General features: G+C 56.4%; 15 protein-coding genes and 1 rRNA gene. 4 read left to right on the top strand and 12 right to left on the bottom strand.

The window, feature by feature from the left end:
* Positions 1-60: 60 nt before the first annotated feature.
* Positions 61-1,603, bottom strand: a 16S ribosomal RNA gene (locus Q3V30_RS21190).
* Positions 1,604-2,151: 548 nt separating this feature from the next.
* Here Q3V30_RS21190 and mdtD point away from each other — a divergent pair.
* Positions 2,152-3,555: a multidrug transporter subunit MdtD gene (gene mdtD, locus Q3V30_RS21195; RefSeq protein WP_306209200.1), complete on the top strand. Its 1,404-nt coding sequence runs from the start codon at positions 2,152-2,154 to the stop codon at positions 3,553-3,555.
* Here the strand turns inward: mdtD and rbsR are convergent.
* From rbsR to budA, 9 genes are all read right to left on the bottom strand, one after another.
* Positions 3,552-4,553 (bottom strand): ribose operon transcriptional repressor RbsR, encoded by a 1,002-nt coding sequence (rbsR, locus tag Q3V30_RS21200; RefSeq protein WP_428979223.1) that lies wholly within the window; start codon positions 4,551-4,553, stop codon positions 3,552-3,554. The two genes, mdtD and rbsR, sit on opposite strands and share 4 nt — an antisense overlap.
* Before the next feature lie 3 nt (positions 4,554-4,556).
* Positions 4,557-5,486: a ribokinase gene (gene rbsK, locus Q3V30_RS21205; RefSeq protein ID WP_306209202.1), complete on the bottom strand. Its 930-nt coding sequence runs from the start codon at positions 5,484-5,486 to the stop codon at positions 4,557-4,559.
* Between the two features lie 63 nt (positions 5,487-5,549).
* On the bottom strand, positions 5,550-6,428 hold the full coding sequence (gene rbsB, locus Q3V30_RS21210) for a ribose ABC transporter substrate-binding protein RbsB (RefSeq protein ID WP_306209204.1): 879 nt from the start codon (positions 6,426-6,428) through the stop codon (positions 5,550-5,552).
* Between the two features lie 21 nt (positions 6,429-6,449).
* Complete coding sequence (rbsC, locus tag Q3V30_RS21215) at positions 6,450-7,418, bottom strand: ribose ABC transporter permease (RefSeq protein WP_306209206.1); 969 nt, start codon at positions 7,416-7,418, stop codon at positions 6,450-6,452.
* Positions 7,415-8,920, bottom strand: a complete 1,506-nt coding sequence (gene rbsA, locus Q3V30_RS21220) for a ribose ABC transporter ATP-binding protein RbsA (RefSeq protein WP_306213272.1) — start codon at positions 8,918-8,920, stop codon at positions 7,415-7,417. The genes rbsC and rbsA overlap by 4 nt, the downstream gene beginning before the upstream one ends.
* A 7-nt stretch (positions 8,921-8,927) precedes the next feature.
* Positions 8,928-9,347, bottom strand: a complete 420-nt coding sequence (gene rbsD, locus Q3V30_RS21225) for a D-ribose pyranase (RefSeq protein WP_306209208.1) — start codon at positions 9,345-9,347, stop codon at positions 8,928-8,930.
* Positions 9,348-9,537: 190 nt separating this feature from the next.
* Positions 9,538-10,311 carry a (S)-acetoin forming diacetyl reductase gene (locus Q3V30_RS21230; protein ID WP_306209210.1) on the bottom strand — a complete coding sequence of 258 codons (774 nt, stop codon included), beginning with the start codon at positions 10,309-10,311 and terminating at the stop codon, positions 9,538-9,540.
* A 20-nt stretch (positions 10,312-10,331) separates the two neighbouring features.
* On the bottom strand, positions 10,332-12,011 hold the full coding sequence (gene alsS, locus Q3V30_RS21235; RefSeq protein ID WP_306209212.1) for an acetolactate synthase AlsS: 1,680 nt from the start codon (positions 12,009-12,011) through the stop codon (positions 10,332-10,334).
* Between the two features lie 15 nt (positions 12,012-12,026).
* A complete protein-coding gene (gene budA, locus Q3V30_RS21240; RefSeq protein ID WP_306209214.1) occupies positions 12,027-12,809 on the bottom strand; it encodes an acetolactate decarboxylase in 783 nt (260 codons plus the stop codon).
* Positions 12,810-12,913: 104 nt separating this feature from the next.
* On the opposite strand from budA, the gene Q3V30_RS21245 reads away from it, so the two are divergent.
* A complete protein-coding gene (locus Q3V30_RS21245; protein WP_306209216.1) occupies positions 12,914-13,834 on the top strand; it encodes a LysR family transcriptional regulator in 921 nt (306 codons plus the stop codon).
* Here Q3V30_RS21245 and Q3V30_RS21250 read toward each other — a convergent pair.
* Positions 13,824-14,222: a YgiW/YdeI family stress tolerance OB fold protein gene (locus tag Q3V30_RS21250; RefSeq protein ID WP_306209218.1), complete on the bottom strand. Its 399-nt coding sequence runs from the start codon at positions 14,220-14,222 to the stop codon at positions 13,824-13,826. The genes Q3V30_RS21245 and Q3V30_RS21250 overlap by 11 nt on opposite strands.
* A gap of 210 nt (positions 14,223-14,432) precedes the next feature.
* Here Q3V30_RS21250 and qseB point away from each other — a divergent pair, with 210 nt between their 5' ends.
* Together qseB and qseC are read left to right on the top strand one after the other, a co-directional pair.
* Entirely contained in the window at positions 14,433-15,095 is a 663-nt protein-coding gene (gene qseB / locus Q3V30_RS21255; protein ID WP_306209220.1) for a quorum sensing response regulator transcription factor QseB, read from the top strand.
* Positions 15,092-16,438, top strand: a complete 1,347-nt coding sequence (qseC, locus tag Q3V30_RS21260) for a quorum sensing histidine kinase QseC (protein WP_306209222.1) — start codon at positions 15,092-15,094, stop codon at positions 16,436-16,438. The genes qseB and qseC overlap by 4 nt, the downstream gene beginning before the upstream one ends.
* Before the next feature lie 43 nt (positions 16,439-16,481).
* Here qseC and kup read toward each other — a convergent pair whose 3' ends face one another.
* The gene (kup, locus tag Q3V30_RS21265) at positions 16,482-18,350 is read right to left on the bottom strand and encodes a low affinity potassium transporter Kup (protein WP_306209224.1); all 1,869 of its coding nucleotides are present in this window, start codon (positions 18,348-18,350) and stop codon (positions 16,482-16,484) included.
* Positions 18,351-18,426: the final 76 nt, after the last annotated feature.

The raw sequence follows: 18,426 nt of genomic DNA on the forward strand, positions 1-18,426 counted from the left end.
GTTGCTCATTACTTCTATCAGACAATCTGTGTGGACACTACGCGGGAAAGTATCTTCAGGTAAGGAGGTGATCCAACCGCAGGTTCCCCTACGGTTACCTTGTTACGACTTCACCCCAGTCATGAATCACAAAGTGGTAAGCGCCCTCCCGAAGGTTAAGCTACCTACTTCTTTTGCAACCCACTCCCATGGTGTGACGGGCGGTGTGTACAAGGCCCGGGAACGTATTCACCGTAGCGTTCTGATCTACGATTACTAGCGATTCCGACTTCACGGAGTCGAGTTGCAGACTCCGATCCGGACTACGACGCACTTTATGAGGTCCGCTTGCTCTCGCGAGGTCGCTTCTCTTTGTATGCGCCATTGTAGCACGTGTGTAGCCCTGGCCGTAAGGGCCATGATGACTTGACGTCATCCCCACCTTCCTCCGGTTTGTCACCGGCAGTCTCCTTTGAGTTCCCGCCATCACGCGCTGGCAACAAAGGATAAGGGTTGCGCTCGTTGCGGGACTTAACCCAACATTTCACAACACGAGCTGACGACAGCCATGCAGCACCTGTCTCACGGTTCCCGAAGGCACTAAGGCATCTCTGCCGAATTCCGTGGATGTCAAGGCCAGGTAAGGTTCTTCGCGTTGCATCGAATTAAACCACATGCTCCACCGCTTGTGCGGGCCCCCGTCAATTCATTTGAGTTTTAACCTTGCGGCCGTACTCCCCAGGCGGTCGACTTAACGCGTTAGCTCCGGAAGCCACGCCTCAAGGGCACAACCTCCAAGTCGACATCGTTTACGGCGTGGACTACCAGGGTATCTAATCCTGTTTGCTCCCCACGCTTTCGCACCTGAGCGTCAGTCTTTGTCCAGGGGGCCGCCTTCGCCACCGGTATTCCTCCAGATCTCTACGCATTTCACCGCTACACCTGGAATTCCACCCCCCTCTACAAGACTCTAGCCTGCCAGTTTCAAATGCAGTTCCCAGGTTAAGCCCGGGGATTTCACATCTGACTTGACAGACCGCCTGCGTGCGCTTTACGCCCAGTAATTCCGATTAACGCTTGCACCCTCCGTATTACCGCGGCTGCTGGCACGGAGTTAGCCGGTGCTTCTTCTGCGGGTAACGTCAATCGGTAAGGTTATTAACCTCACCGCCTTCCTCCCCGCTGAAAGTACTTTACAACCCGAAGGCCTTCTTCATACACGCGGCATGGCTGCATCAGGCTTGCGCCCATTGTGCAATATTCCCCACTGCTGCCTCCCGTAGGAGTCTGGACCGTGTCTCAGTTCCAGTGTGGCTGGTCATCCTCTCAGACCAGCTAGGGATCGTCGCCTAGGTGAGCCGTTACCCCACCTACTAGCTAATCCCATCTGGGCACATCCGATGGCGTGAGGCCCGAAGGTCCCCCACTTTGCTCTTGCGAGGTTATGCGGTATTAGCTACCGTTTCCAGTAGTTATCCCCCTCCATCAGGCAGTTTCCCAGACATTACTCACCCGTCCGCCACTCGTCACCCGAAGAGCAAGCTCTTCTGTGCTACCGTCCGACTTGCATGTGTTAGGCCTGCCGCCAGCGTTCAATCTGAGCCATGATCAAACTCTTCAATTAAAAGTTCGATTTGCTGCAACAAGTGCAGCGATGCTCAAGTGTAAAACACTCATAATGAATTTCATTATGTGTTCACTCTTAAGACTTGATATTTTCTGCGCCTTGCGGCGCTGATATCAATCCTGCGAGTGCCCACACAGATTGTCTGATAAATTGTTAAAGAGCGTTGCGGTAAGCGCCCTGAGGCGTTACTGCGAGGTGGCGTATATTACGCTTTCCTCCTTCGGAGTCAACAACATTTTCAGAAGTTTTTCGCCGGCGGTTCAGCTTCCTGACCCTCTCAACCCGGCGGCCGGTAAGCCGTTGTTCCGTGTCGATGGAGGCGCATTATAGGGAGTTCCTGACGGGTGACAAGTGTTTCTGTAAAGAAAATTTCTGACCGTTTCTTTTTTCGCCAAAAGGCGAAAAACCAGGCTTTTTACGCTTATTTGTGCAGCATATTGCGAAGCTGAAGCCCTTTTAACCCTGATGAAACGCGGCCGACAGATGCTATTCTTTAAGCATTGCCGGTTACGCCCGCCACAACAGAACAGAGATAAGGACGCTAAATGATAAAATCCGCGCGAAGTATGGCCGGACTGCCGTGGATTGCCGCCATGGCCTTTTTCATGCAGGCGCTGGATGCCACCATACTCAATACCGCCCTCCCCGCTATAGCTCAAAGCCTTAATCGTTCTCCCCTGGCAATGCAGTCCGCCGTCATTAGCTATACCCTAACCGTAGCGCTGCTTATTCCGGTTAGCGGCTGGCTGGCCGATCGATTTGGTACCCGCAAAGTTTTTATCGCCGCCGTTTCCCTTTTTACCCTGGGATCGCTTGCCTGCGCCCTCTCCGGTTCTTTGACCTCGTTGGTGCTGTTCAGGGTGCTACAAGGCGTAGGCGGCGCGATGATGATGCCGGTTGCACGTCTGGCCCTGCTGAGGGCCTATCCGCGGAGTGAACTGCTTCCTGTGCTGAACTTTGTCACTATGCCGGGACTGATTGGCCCGGTATTGGGTCCTCTGCTGGGTGGCGTGATGGTGACCTATGCCACCTGGCACTGGATCTTCCTGATTAATATTCCTGTGGGCATCGCCGGGATTTTCTACGCACGCAAATATATGCCGGACTTCACCACGCCACGCCGCCGGTTTGATTTGCTGGGCTTCCTGCTCTTTGGCATAGGGTTAGTTTTATTGTCGAGTGGGATAGAACTGTTTGGCGAGAAGATTGTGGCATCCAGCATTGCGCTGGCAGTGACATCCGGCGGCATCGTTTTACTTCTTCTTTATATAGTACATGCGCGGCGACATCCCACCCCGCTCATCCCCTTACCGATGTTCAAGACCCGAACGTTCTCCGTGGGGATTTTGGGCAACATCGCTTCCAGGCTGGGTACGGGATGTATTCCTTTCCTGATGCCGCTGATGTTGCAGGTTGGATTTGGCTACTCTGCTATCCTGGCCGGATGCATGATGGCGCCCACTGCGCTGGGCTCAATAATGGCTAAGTCCACCGTAACCCAGGTGCTGCGCTGGTTTGGCTACCGAAAAACGCTGGTTTGGATAAGCGTAATTATCGGCGTGCTGATCGCCAGCTTCTCGTTACAGACGCCGGCAATGGGTCTTACCCTGCTGTTGCTGCCCCTCTTTATACTGGGCATGGCGATGTCGACCCAGTTCACCGCGATGAACACCATTACGCTTGCCGATCTGAATGATGCCAATGCCAGCAGCGGTAACAGCATGCTGGCGGTGACGCAACAGCTGGCCATCAGCTTCGGTGTTGCGGTAAGTGCTGCCGTGCTCCGCTTCTATGAAAATTTTGAGGGCACTACCGTTCAGCACTTCCACGCTACGTTCCTGACCATGGGCGTGGTGACGGTGATCTCAGGCGTGGTCTTTATGCTGCTGAAGCCAGGCGACGGCAGACATCTGATCAGTAACCGTGAGAAACGCAGGAAAAAAGCTTAACGTTCCGCGACAGAGCCGCGTTCAATCAACTCCGGGGTCAGCACCAGCAGCTGCTGACTGCCGCCGGGCTCGGCCAGACGATGGAGCAGCGTATCGATAGCCAGCTCGCCCAGCTCATCTTTAGGCTGATGGATAGTCGTCAGCGGCGGCGTCATGTAGCGGGCCAGCTCAATATCGTCATAGCCGATAACCGCAATGTCCTGCGGCACGGAAAGAGCTGCCTGGAACAGCGCATGGTAAACTCCGACCGCCATCGCATCGTTACTGGTAAAAACGGCCTCGGGCAGGGGTTTGAGCGCCAGCAGCTGATTCATAGCGTTATAGCCGCCCTGAAACTCAAAATCTCCGTTCACAATATAGCCCGGCAATACCGGTAGTTCTGCCTGGGCCATCGCCTGCTGAAAGCCTTCAAGTCGAAGGCGCGCGGGCGTTTTATCCTGCGGCCCGGCAATACAGGCAATGCGGGTATAACCACGAGCAATCAGATAGCGGGTAGCCATCTCCCCGCCCAGCAGAGAGTTATCCTGAATGATATCGCTGCCGCCCTCAAAAGGGGACCAGTCCATCATCACGGAGGGAATAGAGGGATAGCGGTTAAGGATCTCAGCAGAGGGGATATGACTTTCGGTACACATGATCAGCAGGCCATCCACACGCTTTTGCAGCAGCGTTTCCAGACTGCGGTTCATCCGGTTTTCATCGCCGTCGGTATTGCAGAGCACCAGACTGTAGCCGCGCTCATAACAGCTTCTTTCCACGCCGCGCACTACTTCCGCATAGAACGGGTTGCTGCTGGCGGTCAGTAACATACCGATAGTGCGGGTCTGGTTAATCTTCAGGCTGCGCGCCAGAGCGGAAGGCGCATAATTAAGTTGCGAGATAGCTGAAGTGATTTTTTCCCGCACCGCCTCACTGACGAAGCGGTTGTTATTGATGACGTGAGACACGGTTGAGGTGGAAACGCCCGCCAGCCTTGCGACATCCTTCATCGTGGCCACGGGCTACCCCTGCTGCTGTAAGAAACGATCGGTTTCATCGCGCCACGGCACAGAAGGCTGCGCGCCAGGCCGGGTGACTGCGATGGCGGCAGCGGCATGCGCAAAACGCACCGCCTCTGTCATTGGCCGTTGTTCCAGCAGGGCTGTTATCAACGCTCCGTTAAACGTATCGCCAGCAGCAATGGTATCTACCGCCGCTACTTTGAAACCGGGAATACGCTCTCCCTGGCCCTGTTCGCTCAGCCAGACGCCACGGCTGCCCAGCGTTATTAATACGCTGCCAATGCCTTTTTCATGCAAAACCGCCGCCGCACGCGCCGCTGAATCATCGGAATCAACATGCACGCCGGTCAAAATTTCGGCTTCGGTTTCATTAGGGGTAATCATATCCACCAGCGCCAGCAGTTCATCAGAAAGCGGGGTCGCCGGAGCAGGATTGAGGATCACTTTCGTCTGATGGCGATGGGCAATTTTTGCCGCCGCCAGCACGCTCTCCAGCGGAGACTCAAGCTGCATTAATAATGCTGCCGCGTCAGCAATAGTTTGCTGATGTTTTTCCACCAGCGCAGGCGTTAATGCTGCATTAGCGCCTGCCTGAATGGCGATGCTGTTTTCACCTTCACCGTTCACAAAAATCAGCGCCACGCCGGTTGGTTCACCCGCGATGACTTCCACTGACGTTACGTCGATCTTGTCTGCAGCCAGCTGCTGACGGATGCGCTGGCCGATATCGTCTTCACCCACGCAGGCAATAAACGCGATATCCGCGCCGCTGCGTCCGGCAGCGACAGCCTGGTTAGCGCCCTTGCCACCAAAGGCTACCTGATAGTGCTTACCGATCACCGTTTCGCCAGGACGGGGGAACGTATCCAGATTAAGGATGTGATCGGCATTAATGCTGCCAAGGACGGCCAGCTTGTCGGTACTTTTCATAGGGTGTCGTCCAGAAAAAGGCGCCACCTCAGGGAGGTGGCGCGTGCCCTGCTTTTCTTTGATTTATTTAGTGACCAGCTTCAGGTCAACCGGATTAATCGCCTGAACTTTCTGGCCCTTCAGCACTTTATCAGCCGTATCCACGCCGATAACGCCGATCTGCTCCGGCTGCTGCGCCACGGTTGCGGCCAGCTTGCCCCCTTCAACGGCTTTCATACCATCTGCAGTGCCGTCAAAGCCGACTACCACAACATCAGATTTGCCTGCGGTTTGCAATGCACGCATTGCGCCTAATGCCATTTCATCGTTCTGGGCAAATACCGCCTGCACGTCAGGATGCGCCGTCAGCAGGTTCTGCATCACGTTGAGCCCTTTGGTACGGTCAAAGTCAGCCGGCTGGCTGGCAAGGATCTGGAATTTGTGGGCATCTGCCGCCATTTTGAAGCCTTCACCACGTTCACGCGCGGCGGAGGTACCGGCAATGCCGGAAAGCTCAATAATTTTGGCATTTTCGCCGACTTTTTTCGCGATGTAATCACCGGCCATTTTGCCGCCGAAACGGTTGTCAGAGGCGACGTGGCTGACCACTTTGCCCTGTGCTGCCATACGGTCGAGGGTAATTACCGGGATATTTGCCTGGTTAGCCATTTTTACGGCATTGCCCACGGCGTCGGAATCGGTTGGGTTGATCAGCAGCAGCTTAGTGCCGCGAACGGTCAGATCCTGCACGTTAGCCAGCTCTTTCGCCGGATTGTTCTGCGAATCCAGCACCACCAGGTTATAGCCCAGTTTGTCAGCTTCTTTCTGCGCGCCATCTTTCAGCGAGACGAAGAAGGGGTTATTCAGCGTGGAAACCACCAGCGCGATAGTCTCTTTTGCCAGCGCGTTAGCGCTTACGGTTACGCCAAGCAGAACGGCCAGTGCAGTCAGTTTCATTTTCATTATAAAGTCCTGTAGGGAGAGTTATTTACTGCTTTTGTTATCTACCAGCACCGCGAGCAGTATCACCACCGCTTTAACGATCATTTGGTAGTAAGAAGAGACGCCCAGCAGGTTCAGGCCGTTATTCAGGAAACCGAGGATCAGCGCACCAATCAGCGTTCCCATAATACGTCCTTTACCCCCAGCCAGGCTGGTACCGCCCAGCACCACCGCCGCGATGGCATCCAGCTCATAGCCCGTGCCCGCCGTAGGCTGAGCCGAGGAGAGTCGTGCCACCTCAATGGTGCCAGCCAGCGCAGCCAGCATGCCGCTCAGCGCATAAACGATAATTTTGACGCGGCTGACGCTGATGCCCGATAAGCGGGTTGCGGCTTCGTTGCCGCCCAGCGCATAGATGTAGCGGCCCAGGCGGGTGTGGTGCAGCATGTACCAGGCGGCCAGGAACACCAGCGCCATGATCCAGACCGGCGCGGGGATACCCAGCGGGCGGCCAATACCGAACCAGCCGAACAGATCGGCATTGTCATTAAAGCCTGTAGTGACCGGACTGCCGTTGGTGTAGACCATCGTCACGCCGCGCAGCAGCAGCATCATCACCAGCGTGGCGATAAACGCCTGCACTTTGCCCCTGGCGACAATGGTGCCGGTAATCGCGCCAATCGCGGTGCCAAGCGCCAGCGAGGCCACCACGGCTACCAGCGCATTCACCTCCAGGCCCACCAGCGAAGCGCCTACCGCGCCGGTCAGTGCCAGCAGCGAGCCCACGGAAAGGTCAATGCCAGAGGTCAGGATCACCAGCGTCATACCTACCGCCATGATCGCGTTGACCGAAGTCTGCTGCAGAATGTTGAACAGGTTGTTCAGCGTAAAAAAATTGGGGCTGAGGCTGGAGACAATAGCGATCAGCACAATCAGGGCGATCAGGGATTTTTGCTCCAGCAGCCAGCTCTTGCTGAACGGCCGGTTGGCACGAAGGGTTTGGGTACTCATGGTTGCTCCACGCTAAGTTGCTTACCGACTGCCGCCGCCATTAATACTTCCTGCGTGGCTTGTTCGATGGGGAAATCTCCGCTCAGGCGGCCTTCGTGCATCACCAGCACGCGATCGCTCATGCCCAGTACCTCTGGCATTTCCGAGGAAACGAGAATGATGCTCAGCCCTTCCTCTTTGAACTGATTAATTAACTGGTAAATCTCTTTCTTTGCCCCGACGTCCACGCCGCGGGTAGGTTCATCCAGAATCAGCACTTTTGGCCGGGTCATCAGCCCACGGGCGATAGCGACTTTTTGCTGATTACCGCCGGAGAGCAGGCCAATGGGTTGCTCCATTGAAGGCGTTTTGACGTTAAAGAGTTTGATAAAGTCACTCACCGCCAGCTGCTCTTCGGCATGCTTCAGGCGACCGCCGCGATGGCTGAAGTAGTCCAGCGCCGTCAGCGACATGTTCTCTTTCACTGACATGCCCAGCACCAGCCCGTCGCGCTTGCGGTCTTCAGAGATATAAACGATGCCGTGTTGCAGCCCCTCTTCAGGCGAGCGGGTGACCACCTCTTTACCATCCAGCTGGACGCGGCCTTTAGTGCGCGACAGCGCGCCGTAAAGCACCTTCATTAATTCGGTACGCCCTGCGCCCATCAGTCCGGCGATGCCGAGAATTTCACCTTTGCGTAAAGTGAAGCTCACATCATTCACACCCGGCCCGGTAAGGTGCTCAACCTTCAGGCGCACCTCGCCCGGCGCTTTATCCAGACGCGGATACTGCTCTTCCAGCTTGCGCCCTACCATCATTTCAATCAGCGAATCCTCATCAAGCGAATTGACTTCACGCTCCGCGATAAACTGGCCGTCGCGGAAAATGGTGACGTCATCGCAGATCTCGAAGATCTCCTTCATGCGGTGCGAAATATAAACAATGCCGCAGCCCTGCGCCTTCAGCTCGCGGATCACGCGGAACAGCGAGGCCGTTTCGGTATCGGTCAGCGCATCGGTAGGTTCATCCATCACTATCACCCGGGATTGATAGCTCAGGACTTTAGCGATTTCGACCATTTGCTGATCGCCAATCGAGAGGTCGCCCACCAGCGTATGGCTGCTGAAGCGCAGATTCAGCCGCTTTAACAGCACCTCCGCTTCGGCGTGCATCTTCTTCCACTGGATGCGCCCGATGGCGTTCACAAACTCGCGGCCCAGGAAGATATTTTCCGCAATGCTGAGCTGCGGGATAAGGTTCAACTCCTGATGAATAATGCCAATTCCCGCTTCCTGCGACGCTTTTGGTCCGTTAAATGAGACCTCGTTACCCAGCCAGTGAATGCTGCCGGCATCACGCGCATAGATGCCGGTCATCACTTTCATCATGGTGGATTTCCCGGCGCCGTTTTCGCCCACCAGCGCCATCACCCTGCCCGGAAAAACCGAGAGCGCGGCACCGGAGAGCGCTTTCACGCCCGGGAAGGATTTATCAATGCCTTGCAGTTGCAGTAAAGGTTGCATCATGGCCTCAGAAGGTCACGCCGGCACAAAGGATAATGTTCGCATAGGGAGAACACTCCCCGCTGCGGATCACCGCCTGGCTGCGCTGGGTTTGCTGTTTGAACTGTTGATGAGTGACGTACTGAATAGAAAGGGTGTTTCCCTGATGTTGTTGCAGCAAGTCGAGCAGGGCTAACAGCTCACTGTGGAGTTGAGGATTGTGGGTTTTGATCTCTTCCGCGATGATGGCGCTTTCTACCTGCATCTCTTGCGTCACAGTCTGCACTACCTGCATAAAGCTCGGGATACCGTGCGTCAGCGCCAGATCGATGCGCTGCGGTCCGGCCGGGATCGGCAGACCAGCATCGCCAATCACCACGCTGTCGGTATGCCCCAGGCGGGAAACCAGCGACGAAATTTCAGAATTCAGTAAGGTGCCTTTTTTCATCTTTCACTCCAGAGCGAAACGTTTCGCTGATCGGGAGTGTATGAGAGGCGGGAGGGAAAACAACGGGCAAAGCGTGAAATTGTGATCGCCATCGAAACGTTTCGCTGTCCTGTGGCGGAGTTTGAGTTAGGCGCAGATAAACGAGGGTTGGTAAGAACTGGCCAGCAGCAACCGGCCAGGGTCAGCGGGATTAACTGAAGACCATACCGCCATCAATCAGCAGAGACTGGCCGGTCATATAGTCAGAGTCCGGGCCTGCCAGGAAGGAGACGCAGGCGGCGACATCCTCCGGCTCAGAGAGGCGGCCCAGAGTGATGCGTTTGGCAAATTCGGCTGTGCCATACCCGGCTGGCTGGCCCGCCGCGCTGGAGATCTGGCGGTCAATCTCCTCCCACATCGGGGTTTTAACAATTCCCGGACAGTAGCCGTTTACGGTGATGCCAGCCGGAGCCAGATCGCGCGCAGCGGTTTGCGTTAACCCGCGTACGGCGAATTTGCTGGAGCTGTAAATCGCCAGCTCCGGGTTACCCACATGTCCCGCCTGAGAACAGGCATTGATGATCTTACCGCCATGCCCTTCAGCCTTAAAGGCTTTCACCGCGGCCTGAATGCCCCAGATCACCCCTTTTACGTTGATAGCGTAAACTTTATCGACAATTTCTGGCGTGATCTCTTCAATAAGCGTGGTTGGCGCTATCCCGGCATTGTTTACGATGACGTCAAAGCCTCCCAACTCTTTACGGGCCTGCTCAACGGCGGCAAATACCCGATCGCGGTCAGAAACATCCACCGTAACGGCTAACGCTTTGCCGCCCAGAGCCACAATCTCGTCGGCAACCTCACCTGCCGTCTGGCTGTTGAAGTCTGCCACGGCGACGGCGAAACCATCTTTTGCCAGCCGCAGGGCAATCGCCCTGCCAATTCCCTGACCGCTGCCGGTCACTAATGCTACTTTCGTTTTCATCTCTACTCCCTGAACGGTATTTAAAGAATCTGACTCAGATGCAGCTGGCCCATCAGCATCGGGTTGTCGGCATAGTCGACCGGCACCGCTACCACCGCAGGCCCCTGCACATCCATCGCTTTACGCAGCGTAGGCTCCAGCGCTGCGGCGCTCTCTACTGCGAATCCTGCCGCGCCAAACGCCTCGGCATAGGCTTTAAAATCAACCGGCCCAAACTTCACGCCGGAGACACGCTGGTACTTTTTCTGCTCCTGCATCGCCACCATGTTGTACTCCTCATCCACCCAGATGATGTGCAGGATATTGGCCTTCAGCCTGACCGCTGTTTCCAGCTCCATGCTGGATTGCAGGAAACCGCCGTCACCGGAGACGGAGACCACTTTACGGCCCGGATCGACCAGCCAGGCCCCTATCGCCCACGGCAAGGCCACGCCCATGGTCTGCTGCCCGTTGGAGATCATGATTTGTCGTGCACGGAAGCTGTAAAGATAACGGGCGATCCAGATATGGAAGCTGCCCATATCCACCGTCAGGGTCACGTCGCTGTTGATGATGTCCTGCATTGCCCGCACGATGCGCAGCGGATGGAGGGCAAACTGGTTCAGGTTCTGGCCCTGCAGGGAGAGCAGTTCACGCTGCTGCTGCCGATCCGCCAGAATGGCGGCGGCTTCGCTGCTGAGCTGCAGGGGAGAGGCGATCCTCGCCGCCAGTTTATCCAGCGTGGCGGCGATATCCCCTACCAGCTCTGCATCGGGCAGATAGCAGTTATCCGCATCGGCGGGCAGCACATCGATATGCACCAGCGTCGCCGTACCGCTGTTCCACATCGCAGGCTCATACTCCACCGGGCTGTAGCCGATGGTGATGATCAGGTCAGCCTGGCGTAATAACCGATCGCCCGCCTGATTGTTAAACAGCCCCACCCGACCGGCAAAGCGAGCGAAGTGATCCTGCCTGACCGCGCCAGCCGCCTGATAGGTACTGGTGACAGGGATATGGCTGCGATCCAGCAGGCGGTGCAGCGCCTCGCTGTTGCCGGGCTGGCTGGCCATCAGTCCCAGCAGCAGAACAGGATTTTTCGCCCTGGCGATTTGGCTCGCTACCGCTTCAATTGCCCGCTCCGGCGCGGCGCCCAGCAACACCTGCCCTTTACAGTTCAGCAAGTTGCCGCGGGCAGGCTGGTCAACGATATCCTGCGGCAGGCTGACAAAGGCGCCGCCGCCGCGCCCCTGCTCGGCCTGACGGAACGCATTGGAGACCACTTCAGACAAAGCATTCGCATCCGTTACCTCCACCGCATATTTGGTGACCGGGCGGAACATGGCGACGGTATCCATGCTCTGATGGACCTGTTTGGCGCTGTCCGCACGCTTTACTGCGCCACCCAGCGCAACCACCGGGTCGCCCTCGCTGGTCGCGGTAGCCATGCCGGTGATGAGGTTGGAACAGCCGGGGCCGGAGGTAACCAGTGCTACCCCGGCATTGCCGGTCAGCCGCCCCACGGCCGCCGCCATAAACGCCGCGTTGGCCTCATGCCGCACGGGAATGGTCTGGATGGAGGAGTCCACCAGCGAATCAAAGACCTTATCGATTTTGGCGCCGGGAATACCAAAGACCTGCTTCACGCCCTGCGCCTCAAGCTGTGCGACGACCAGGTCGGCGCCATGTTGCCAGAGCGTTGTGTCGGATGGGGTTTTCATCATGACTCCTGATAATTAGCTTTCGACGGAACGGATGGCTGAATCCAGATTGTCGGGATTCAGATCGGCCTGTAAGAAATCGCTGTCCTGCGGCAGGTCGATCACCAGCTTGCTGATTTCACCAAAGGTCAGCACGCCCTGCTCCAGCTGGTAATCAAGCAGATGTCCTCCGCCCTGGCGGTCATCGGTAATGAAGTGCTCGTGATAGCCTGCAACGTTGATCCCCTGCATATATTGCGGCGTACGGAAGCCAATCAGCACGCCATCGCGCTGGCTGAAATGAAAAGTAGGCTGCTTGCCTAACACTTCCGGCATAGAGCGATAAGGGCGATGCTGGCAGGGAACGGTGCGGGTCTGCGCGGCAGAAAAGCGCCCGTCAATACGCAGCGCGCAGAACTGATTGTCTGACGTCACCTGACGATCGATAAGCTCATGGATAGCTTCGCGGCTGGCTGGCTCATCAATCTGGATACGATGCTGGGGTCTGAAAAAGGTCATCACTGCAAAAGGCGTTTTCTGCTGCGGTGTGGCTTCACGCGCGCTGCCATCTGATTTGAGCTGGTAGACATTGCTGTCGAAAGCGATCATTTCACCATCCAGCTGGTTAAACGTCCCCAGGCCAAAATCCCCTTTTTTCAACAGGTCAGCAACAGAGATGCTGCCTTCATACACGCCGCTGAGCAACGCGCTCATCAGCGAGGTCTGATAGATTACGCTTTCTGGTTTATCTTGCTGCAGCAGGCTGACGGTTGTCGCCAGCTGTTGCTCACATAAACAGTCAGTTACAGAATGTTTCATGGCTCCCCTCGTGGCTAAAAGGTTAAGAATCATTAACAGGATGTTGACTCGGTTCAGCCGTAAATACCAATATAGGGAAGCCACTACTTTGAGACGATTTTGATATGGAACTTCGCCATCTGCGTTATTTCGTTGCCGTTGCCCGCACGCACAGCTTCACCCGGGCAGCGGAAATGCTGGGCATTTCACAACCTCCGCTGAGCCAGCAGATTTTGCGTCTTGAGCGTGAAATTGGCCTGCCGTTACTGAAAAGGCTTACCCGCAGCGTTGAGCTGACGGAGGCTGGCGAAGCGTTTTATCACGACGCCTGCCAGATTCTGGAGCTGAGTGGTCTGGCGCTGGAAAAAGCCAAAGGCATTGCCCGCGGCATCAGCGGACAGCTCTCCCTGGGCTTTGCCAGTTCAGTCGCTTTTCACGCCTCGGTTTTCTGCCTGTTGAGGGAATTTCAGGATAGTTATCCCGATATGGTCATGAACACTCGCGAACAGAATATGGCGTCGCTGATGCATGACCTGCAGGAAGGGGTACTGGATGCCGCATTTGTGCGTTTGCCCTGCGAGAGCAGCAAGACCTTTAATCTGAAGGTCATTGCCAGCGAAAAGATGCTGGCGGTGCTGCCGCCCGGGCACAGGCTGGCCGAACAAGGAACGCTCTCTCTGAAGCAGCTGGCGAAAGATCCGCTGGTACTGTTTCCCCGGGAAGTCTCGCCCAGCCTGTATGAAATGATTATCAGCGCCTGCCTGCGCGCCGGCTTTCAACCCCGCAACGGGCAGCAGGCTCCGCAAATCGCCTCAGCTATCGGCATGGTGGCCAGCGGATTTGGGTTTACTCTGGTGCCGGAGTCACTGGTGTGCATCCGTCATCCTGAGGTGACGTTTCATTCGATTGACGATGCGGTGCTGAACAGCGATATTGCGCTGGCCTGGCGCAGGCTGGATCGTTCGCCAGCGGTACTGCATCTGGTGGCGATGTTGTCTGGCAGGAGTCAGGAAGCCCCTTCTCCTGCCAGCCAGGTTAGCCCTTAACTTTGCGGATCTGCTTCACGTCCAGTTCAAGCGAGTTAAAGTCTTTATCGAGCTTGCCCTGCAGCTCAACTTTATCGGCTGGCGTGACGGTCTGCCCATCCCAGCGCTTGTGGTCGATTTCTACCCTCATTGAGCCGGTGGCGTCACGGAAGGTGTAATCCTCATCACCCACGCGTTTCTCAATGTTGCCACGCATCGTGACCCACTCGTCATCACTCATCTCCTGGGCCTGTTTCACCGTGGCTACTGTGCCGTTGGGGCCTGAAAAGCCCCCTTTCTGCGCCACGGCAGCGGGCGTCTCTGGATCCACAAATCCACCGCTCTGTGCGGCCAGAACCGGCATGGAAATCAGGGCAGTAATAGCTAATAAAGCAGCGCTCTTTTTCATCGTTTTCACCTTATTCCTTTCAGGAGTAACAGTTGTTATTGCGTGGGTTGAGGGCCAGTAAACCAAAAGGTTCTTAACAGGATCTTAAGAACGCCCGCTCATGGCTTTTATTTGTTTAAATTGACGAAAAGGCCCGAACTTCCCCGATCGACGCTGTACAAAGCCCCTTCTGGTTTCGTATAAAACCGTTAACCCCATAAGGAATTTCGCATGCGTATTTTAGTCATAGAGGACGATCGGTTAATCGGTGACGGGATCAAAGCCGGGCTGATAAAACTGGGCTTCAGCGTCGACTGGTTTACCGATGGCAAAGAGGGCCTGACGGCGCTCGGCAGCGCGCCTTTTGACGCAGTGGTGCTGGATTTAAGCCTGCCGGGGATCGATGGACTGGAGATCCTGCGACAGTGGCGTCAGCAGGGACAGGATGAACCGGTGCTGATCCTGACAGCAAGAGATGCCGTGGAACAGCGCGTAGCGGGTCTGCAACAAGGGGCAGACGATTATCTTTGCAAGCCGTTTGCTCTGAGCGAAGTAGCCGCCCGTTTGCAGGCGCTGATCCGCCGTCGCCACGGCCAGCTGCAACCTGTTTTAAGCCATGGCGCCGTGGTTATGGAGAGCGCTTCCCATACCGTTACGCTGGATGGTGACCCCCTGCAGCTGAAATCCCGCGAGCTGGCGCTGCTGGAGCTGTTCCTGATCAACAAAGGCCGGGTGCTGACGCGCGCCCAGCTCGAAGAGAAGATCTATGGCTGGGATGATGACGTCTCCAGCAACGCCGTGGAGGTGCATATTCATCATCTGCGTAAAAAACTGGGCAGCCAGTTTATCCGCACTATCCACGGTGTGGGTTACACGCTGGGAGAACCGGTTTGAGCCAGTTAAGTTTACGCCTGCGTCTGATGTTGGGTTTCCTGCTGCTGATCCTGATCGGCTGGGGCAGCGCCGGTGTAGGCTCGTGGTGGCAGACCCGGCATAAAATCAACGAGTTATTCGATACCCAGCAGATGCTGTTTGCCAAAAGAGTGGCCGCCATTAACCCGGCACAGCTCAGCCATGAGCCGCTGACCCTGCCCAAAACCAAAAAGCTGATGAAACACCATCATGGAGCACAGGAGGACGATGCGCTGGCCTTTGCCATCTTTACCCGTGACGGCCGCATGGTGATGAACGATGGCGATAACGGCAGGGACTTTCTTTTCAGTTATCAACGGGACGGCTTTACCGACGGCAAGCTGAAAGGTGACGATGATTTGTGGCGAATGGTCTGGCTGACCGCGCCAGATGGCTCGCTGGTGGTGGTCGGACAGGAGTGGGAGTACCGCGATGAGATGACCAGAGATATCGTGCAGACTAACCTCTGGCCCTGGCTTATAGCGCTGCCGGTGATGCTTATTCTGCTACTGTGGCTGGTTACCCGCGAATTAGCCCCCTTAAAGCGCATCGCCAGCCAGTTGCGCCGCCGCTCACCTGACGACCGGACGCCGTTAGCAGAAAATCGCCTGCCTCAGGAGGTGCGTCCGCTGGTCGATGAACTGAACTCGCTTTTTGCGCGCATCGCCAGAATGCTGGCGCGGGAGCGCCGCTTTACCTCCGACGCCGCACATGAGCTTCGCAGCCCTCTGGCCGCGCTTAAGGTGCAAACTGAAGTCGCCCAGCTGACCCATGACGATCCAGGGATGCGGCAGCACGCATTATCTAATCTGGATGCCGGTATCGATCGCGCCACCCGGCTGGTGGATCAGCTGCTGACGCTTTCCCGGCTGGAGAGTGAACAGGACCTTGAGAAGCAGCCGGTTAACCTGCAGCAGCTGTTACAACAGGCGGTGGTGGATCACTACGCCAAAGCGCAGGCTGCCGGTATTGAGCTTAGCCTAGAGGCGCCTGAGGTCCCGGTCATCAAAATGGGGCAGCCCCTGCTGCTGGCGCTGATGGTACGCAACCTGCTGGATAACGCCATCCGCTACAGTCAGGCCGGTGGTGGCGTACAACTGGTGCTCACGCCACATGCCCTTGCAGTACTGGACAGAGGGCCGGGCGTCTCGCGGGACGATCTTGAGCGAATAGGAGAGAGATTTTACCGGCCGCCGGGTCAGGAGAAGTCCGGGAGTGGGCTTGGACTCTCTATTGTCAGCAATATCGCTCACCTCCACGGCATGCAAATCAGCTTTGCCAACCGCAGCGCAGGGGGTTTTGCGGTGAAGATCGGCTGGCCATAAAAAAAGGGCCCGAAGGCCCTTTCTCAGCAAGCAACAACGCTGGCTAAATCTCTACCTGAGTGCCCAGTTCGATCACTCTGTTTGGCGGGATTTCAAACTGATCCGGCGCACGCAGCGCATTCTTCTGCAGCATCAGGAACAGCTTGCCGCGCAGGCGAAGATACCACGGGCGTTTGCCGATAATCAGCGACTCGTGGGACATAAAGAAGGAGGTTTCCATCATCCGACAGCTCAGCCCTTCCAGCCCGCAGCGGTGGAAAATCTCCTCAACATTGGGCGTTTCGCGCCAGCCGTAGCTGGCCACTACCCGCCAGAAGGTGGGAGAAAGCTGCTCAATAGTGACACGCCGGATGTTGTGCACATAAGGCGCATCTTCCGTTCGCAGCGTCAGCAGGACCACCCGCTCATGCAGCACCTTGTTGTGCTTCAAATTGTGCAGCATGGCAAACGGGATGACGTTCAGTGCACGTGACATATAGACTGCTGTCCCCGGCACCCGTACCGGCGGCGATTTCTCCAGCGAGGCGATCATCGCCTCCAGAGAGTTACCGTGCTCATGCATACGGCGCAGCAGGCGGAAGCGCTCGCTTTTCCAGGTGGTCATGATGATGAACATTATCAGTGCCAGGCAGAGCGGCAGCCAGCCGCCGGAGAAAATTTTCACCAGGTTGGCCGAGAAGAGCGAAACGTCAATGCAGAGCATAATCACCAACACCAGCAGCACCACATAGCGGTTCCAGTGCCAGTTTTTGATCGCCACCGTGGTACAGAGTATGGCGGTCAGTACCATGGTACCGGTGACGGCAATGCCATAGGCGGCAGCCAGGTTACTGGAGTGTTGAAAGCCTACAATCACAATCACTACCGCGAAGTAGAGCAGCCAGTTGATGACCGGGATGTAGATCTGCCCGGACTCCTCTTCGGAGGTATGGACAATGCGCATCGGCGGCAGATAACCCAGGCGCACCGCCTGACGGGTCAGCGAGAAGACGCCGGAAATCACCGCCTGAGAAGCAATCACCGTCGCCAGCGTCGCCAAGATCAGCATCGGGATCAGCGCCCAGTCAGGCGCCAGCAGGAAGAAGGGATTTTTGATCGCCTCCGGGTGGGCTAATAACAGCGCGCCCTGACCAAAATAGTTCAGCACCAGCGACGGCAGCACCACCAGAAACCAGGCCAGGCGGATCGGGAATTTGCCGAAGTGGCCCATATCGGCATACAGCGCTTCCACCCCGGTAATGGCCAGTACCACTGCGCCCAGCGCAAAGAAGGAGACCTCTTTATATTCCATAAAGAAGTGCATCGCCCAGTAAGGATTGAGCGCATGGAGCACGTCGGGATTGTTGATGATACTGCGTGCGCCCAGCACCGCCAGTACGATAAACCACAGCAGCATCACCGGGGCGAACAGTTTCCCCACCAGCCCGGTTCCGTGCTTCTGAATGATAAAGAGCAGCGTCAGAACGATTATGGCTATCGGGACAATATAAGTATCGAGATTGGGCGCCGCGATCTCCAGTCCCTCTATAGCAGAGAGCACGGAAACGGCGGGGGTGATAACCACCTCGCCATAGAAAAAGCTGCCGCCGATCAGGCCCATAATCACCAGCACCGCAGTGGCTCTTGCCCCGGTATTGCGCCCCGCCAGCGACATCAGCGTCAGGATCCCACCCTCTCCCGCGTTATCGGCACGCATCACGTAACTGATGTACTTCAGCGACACCACCAGCACCAGCAGCCAGAAAATCAGTGACAGAAAGCCAAATACGGCGTCACGCTCGACGCCAAAGCCAAACTGGCCGGAGAGACATTCGCGAAGGGTATAGAGTGGACTTGTACCGATGTCGCCATAGACGACGCCAATAGCCGCTAAGGTCACGGCGCCCAGGGACTGCTTTTTCTCAGAACTCATAGACTAGTCTTTTGTTGGAGCCGGGTGACGCGGTATTGCGCACAGCTCATCAAGCCATCAAAACGCGCACAGTATG

It is taken from the genome of Erwinia pyri (assembly GCF_030758455.1).
GTDB classification, from domain to species: domain Bacteria; phylum Pseudomonadota; class Gammaproteobacteria; order Enterobacterales; family Enterobacteriaceae; genus Erwinia; species Erwinia pyri.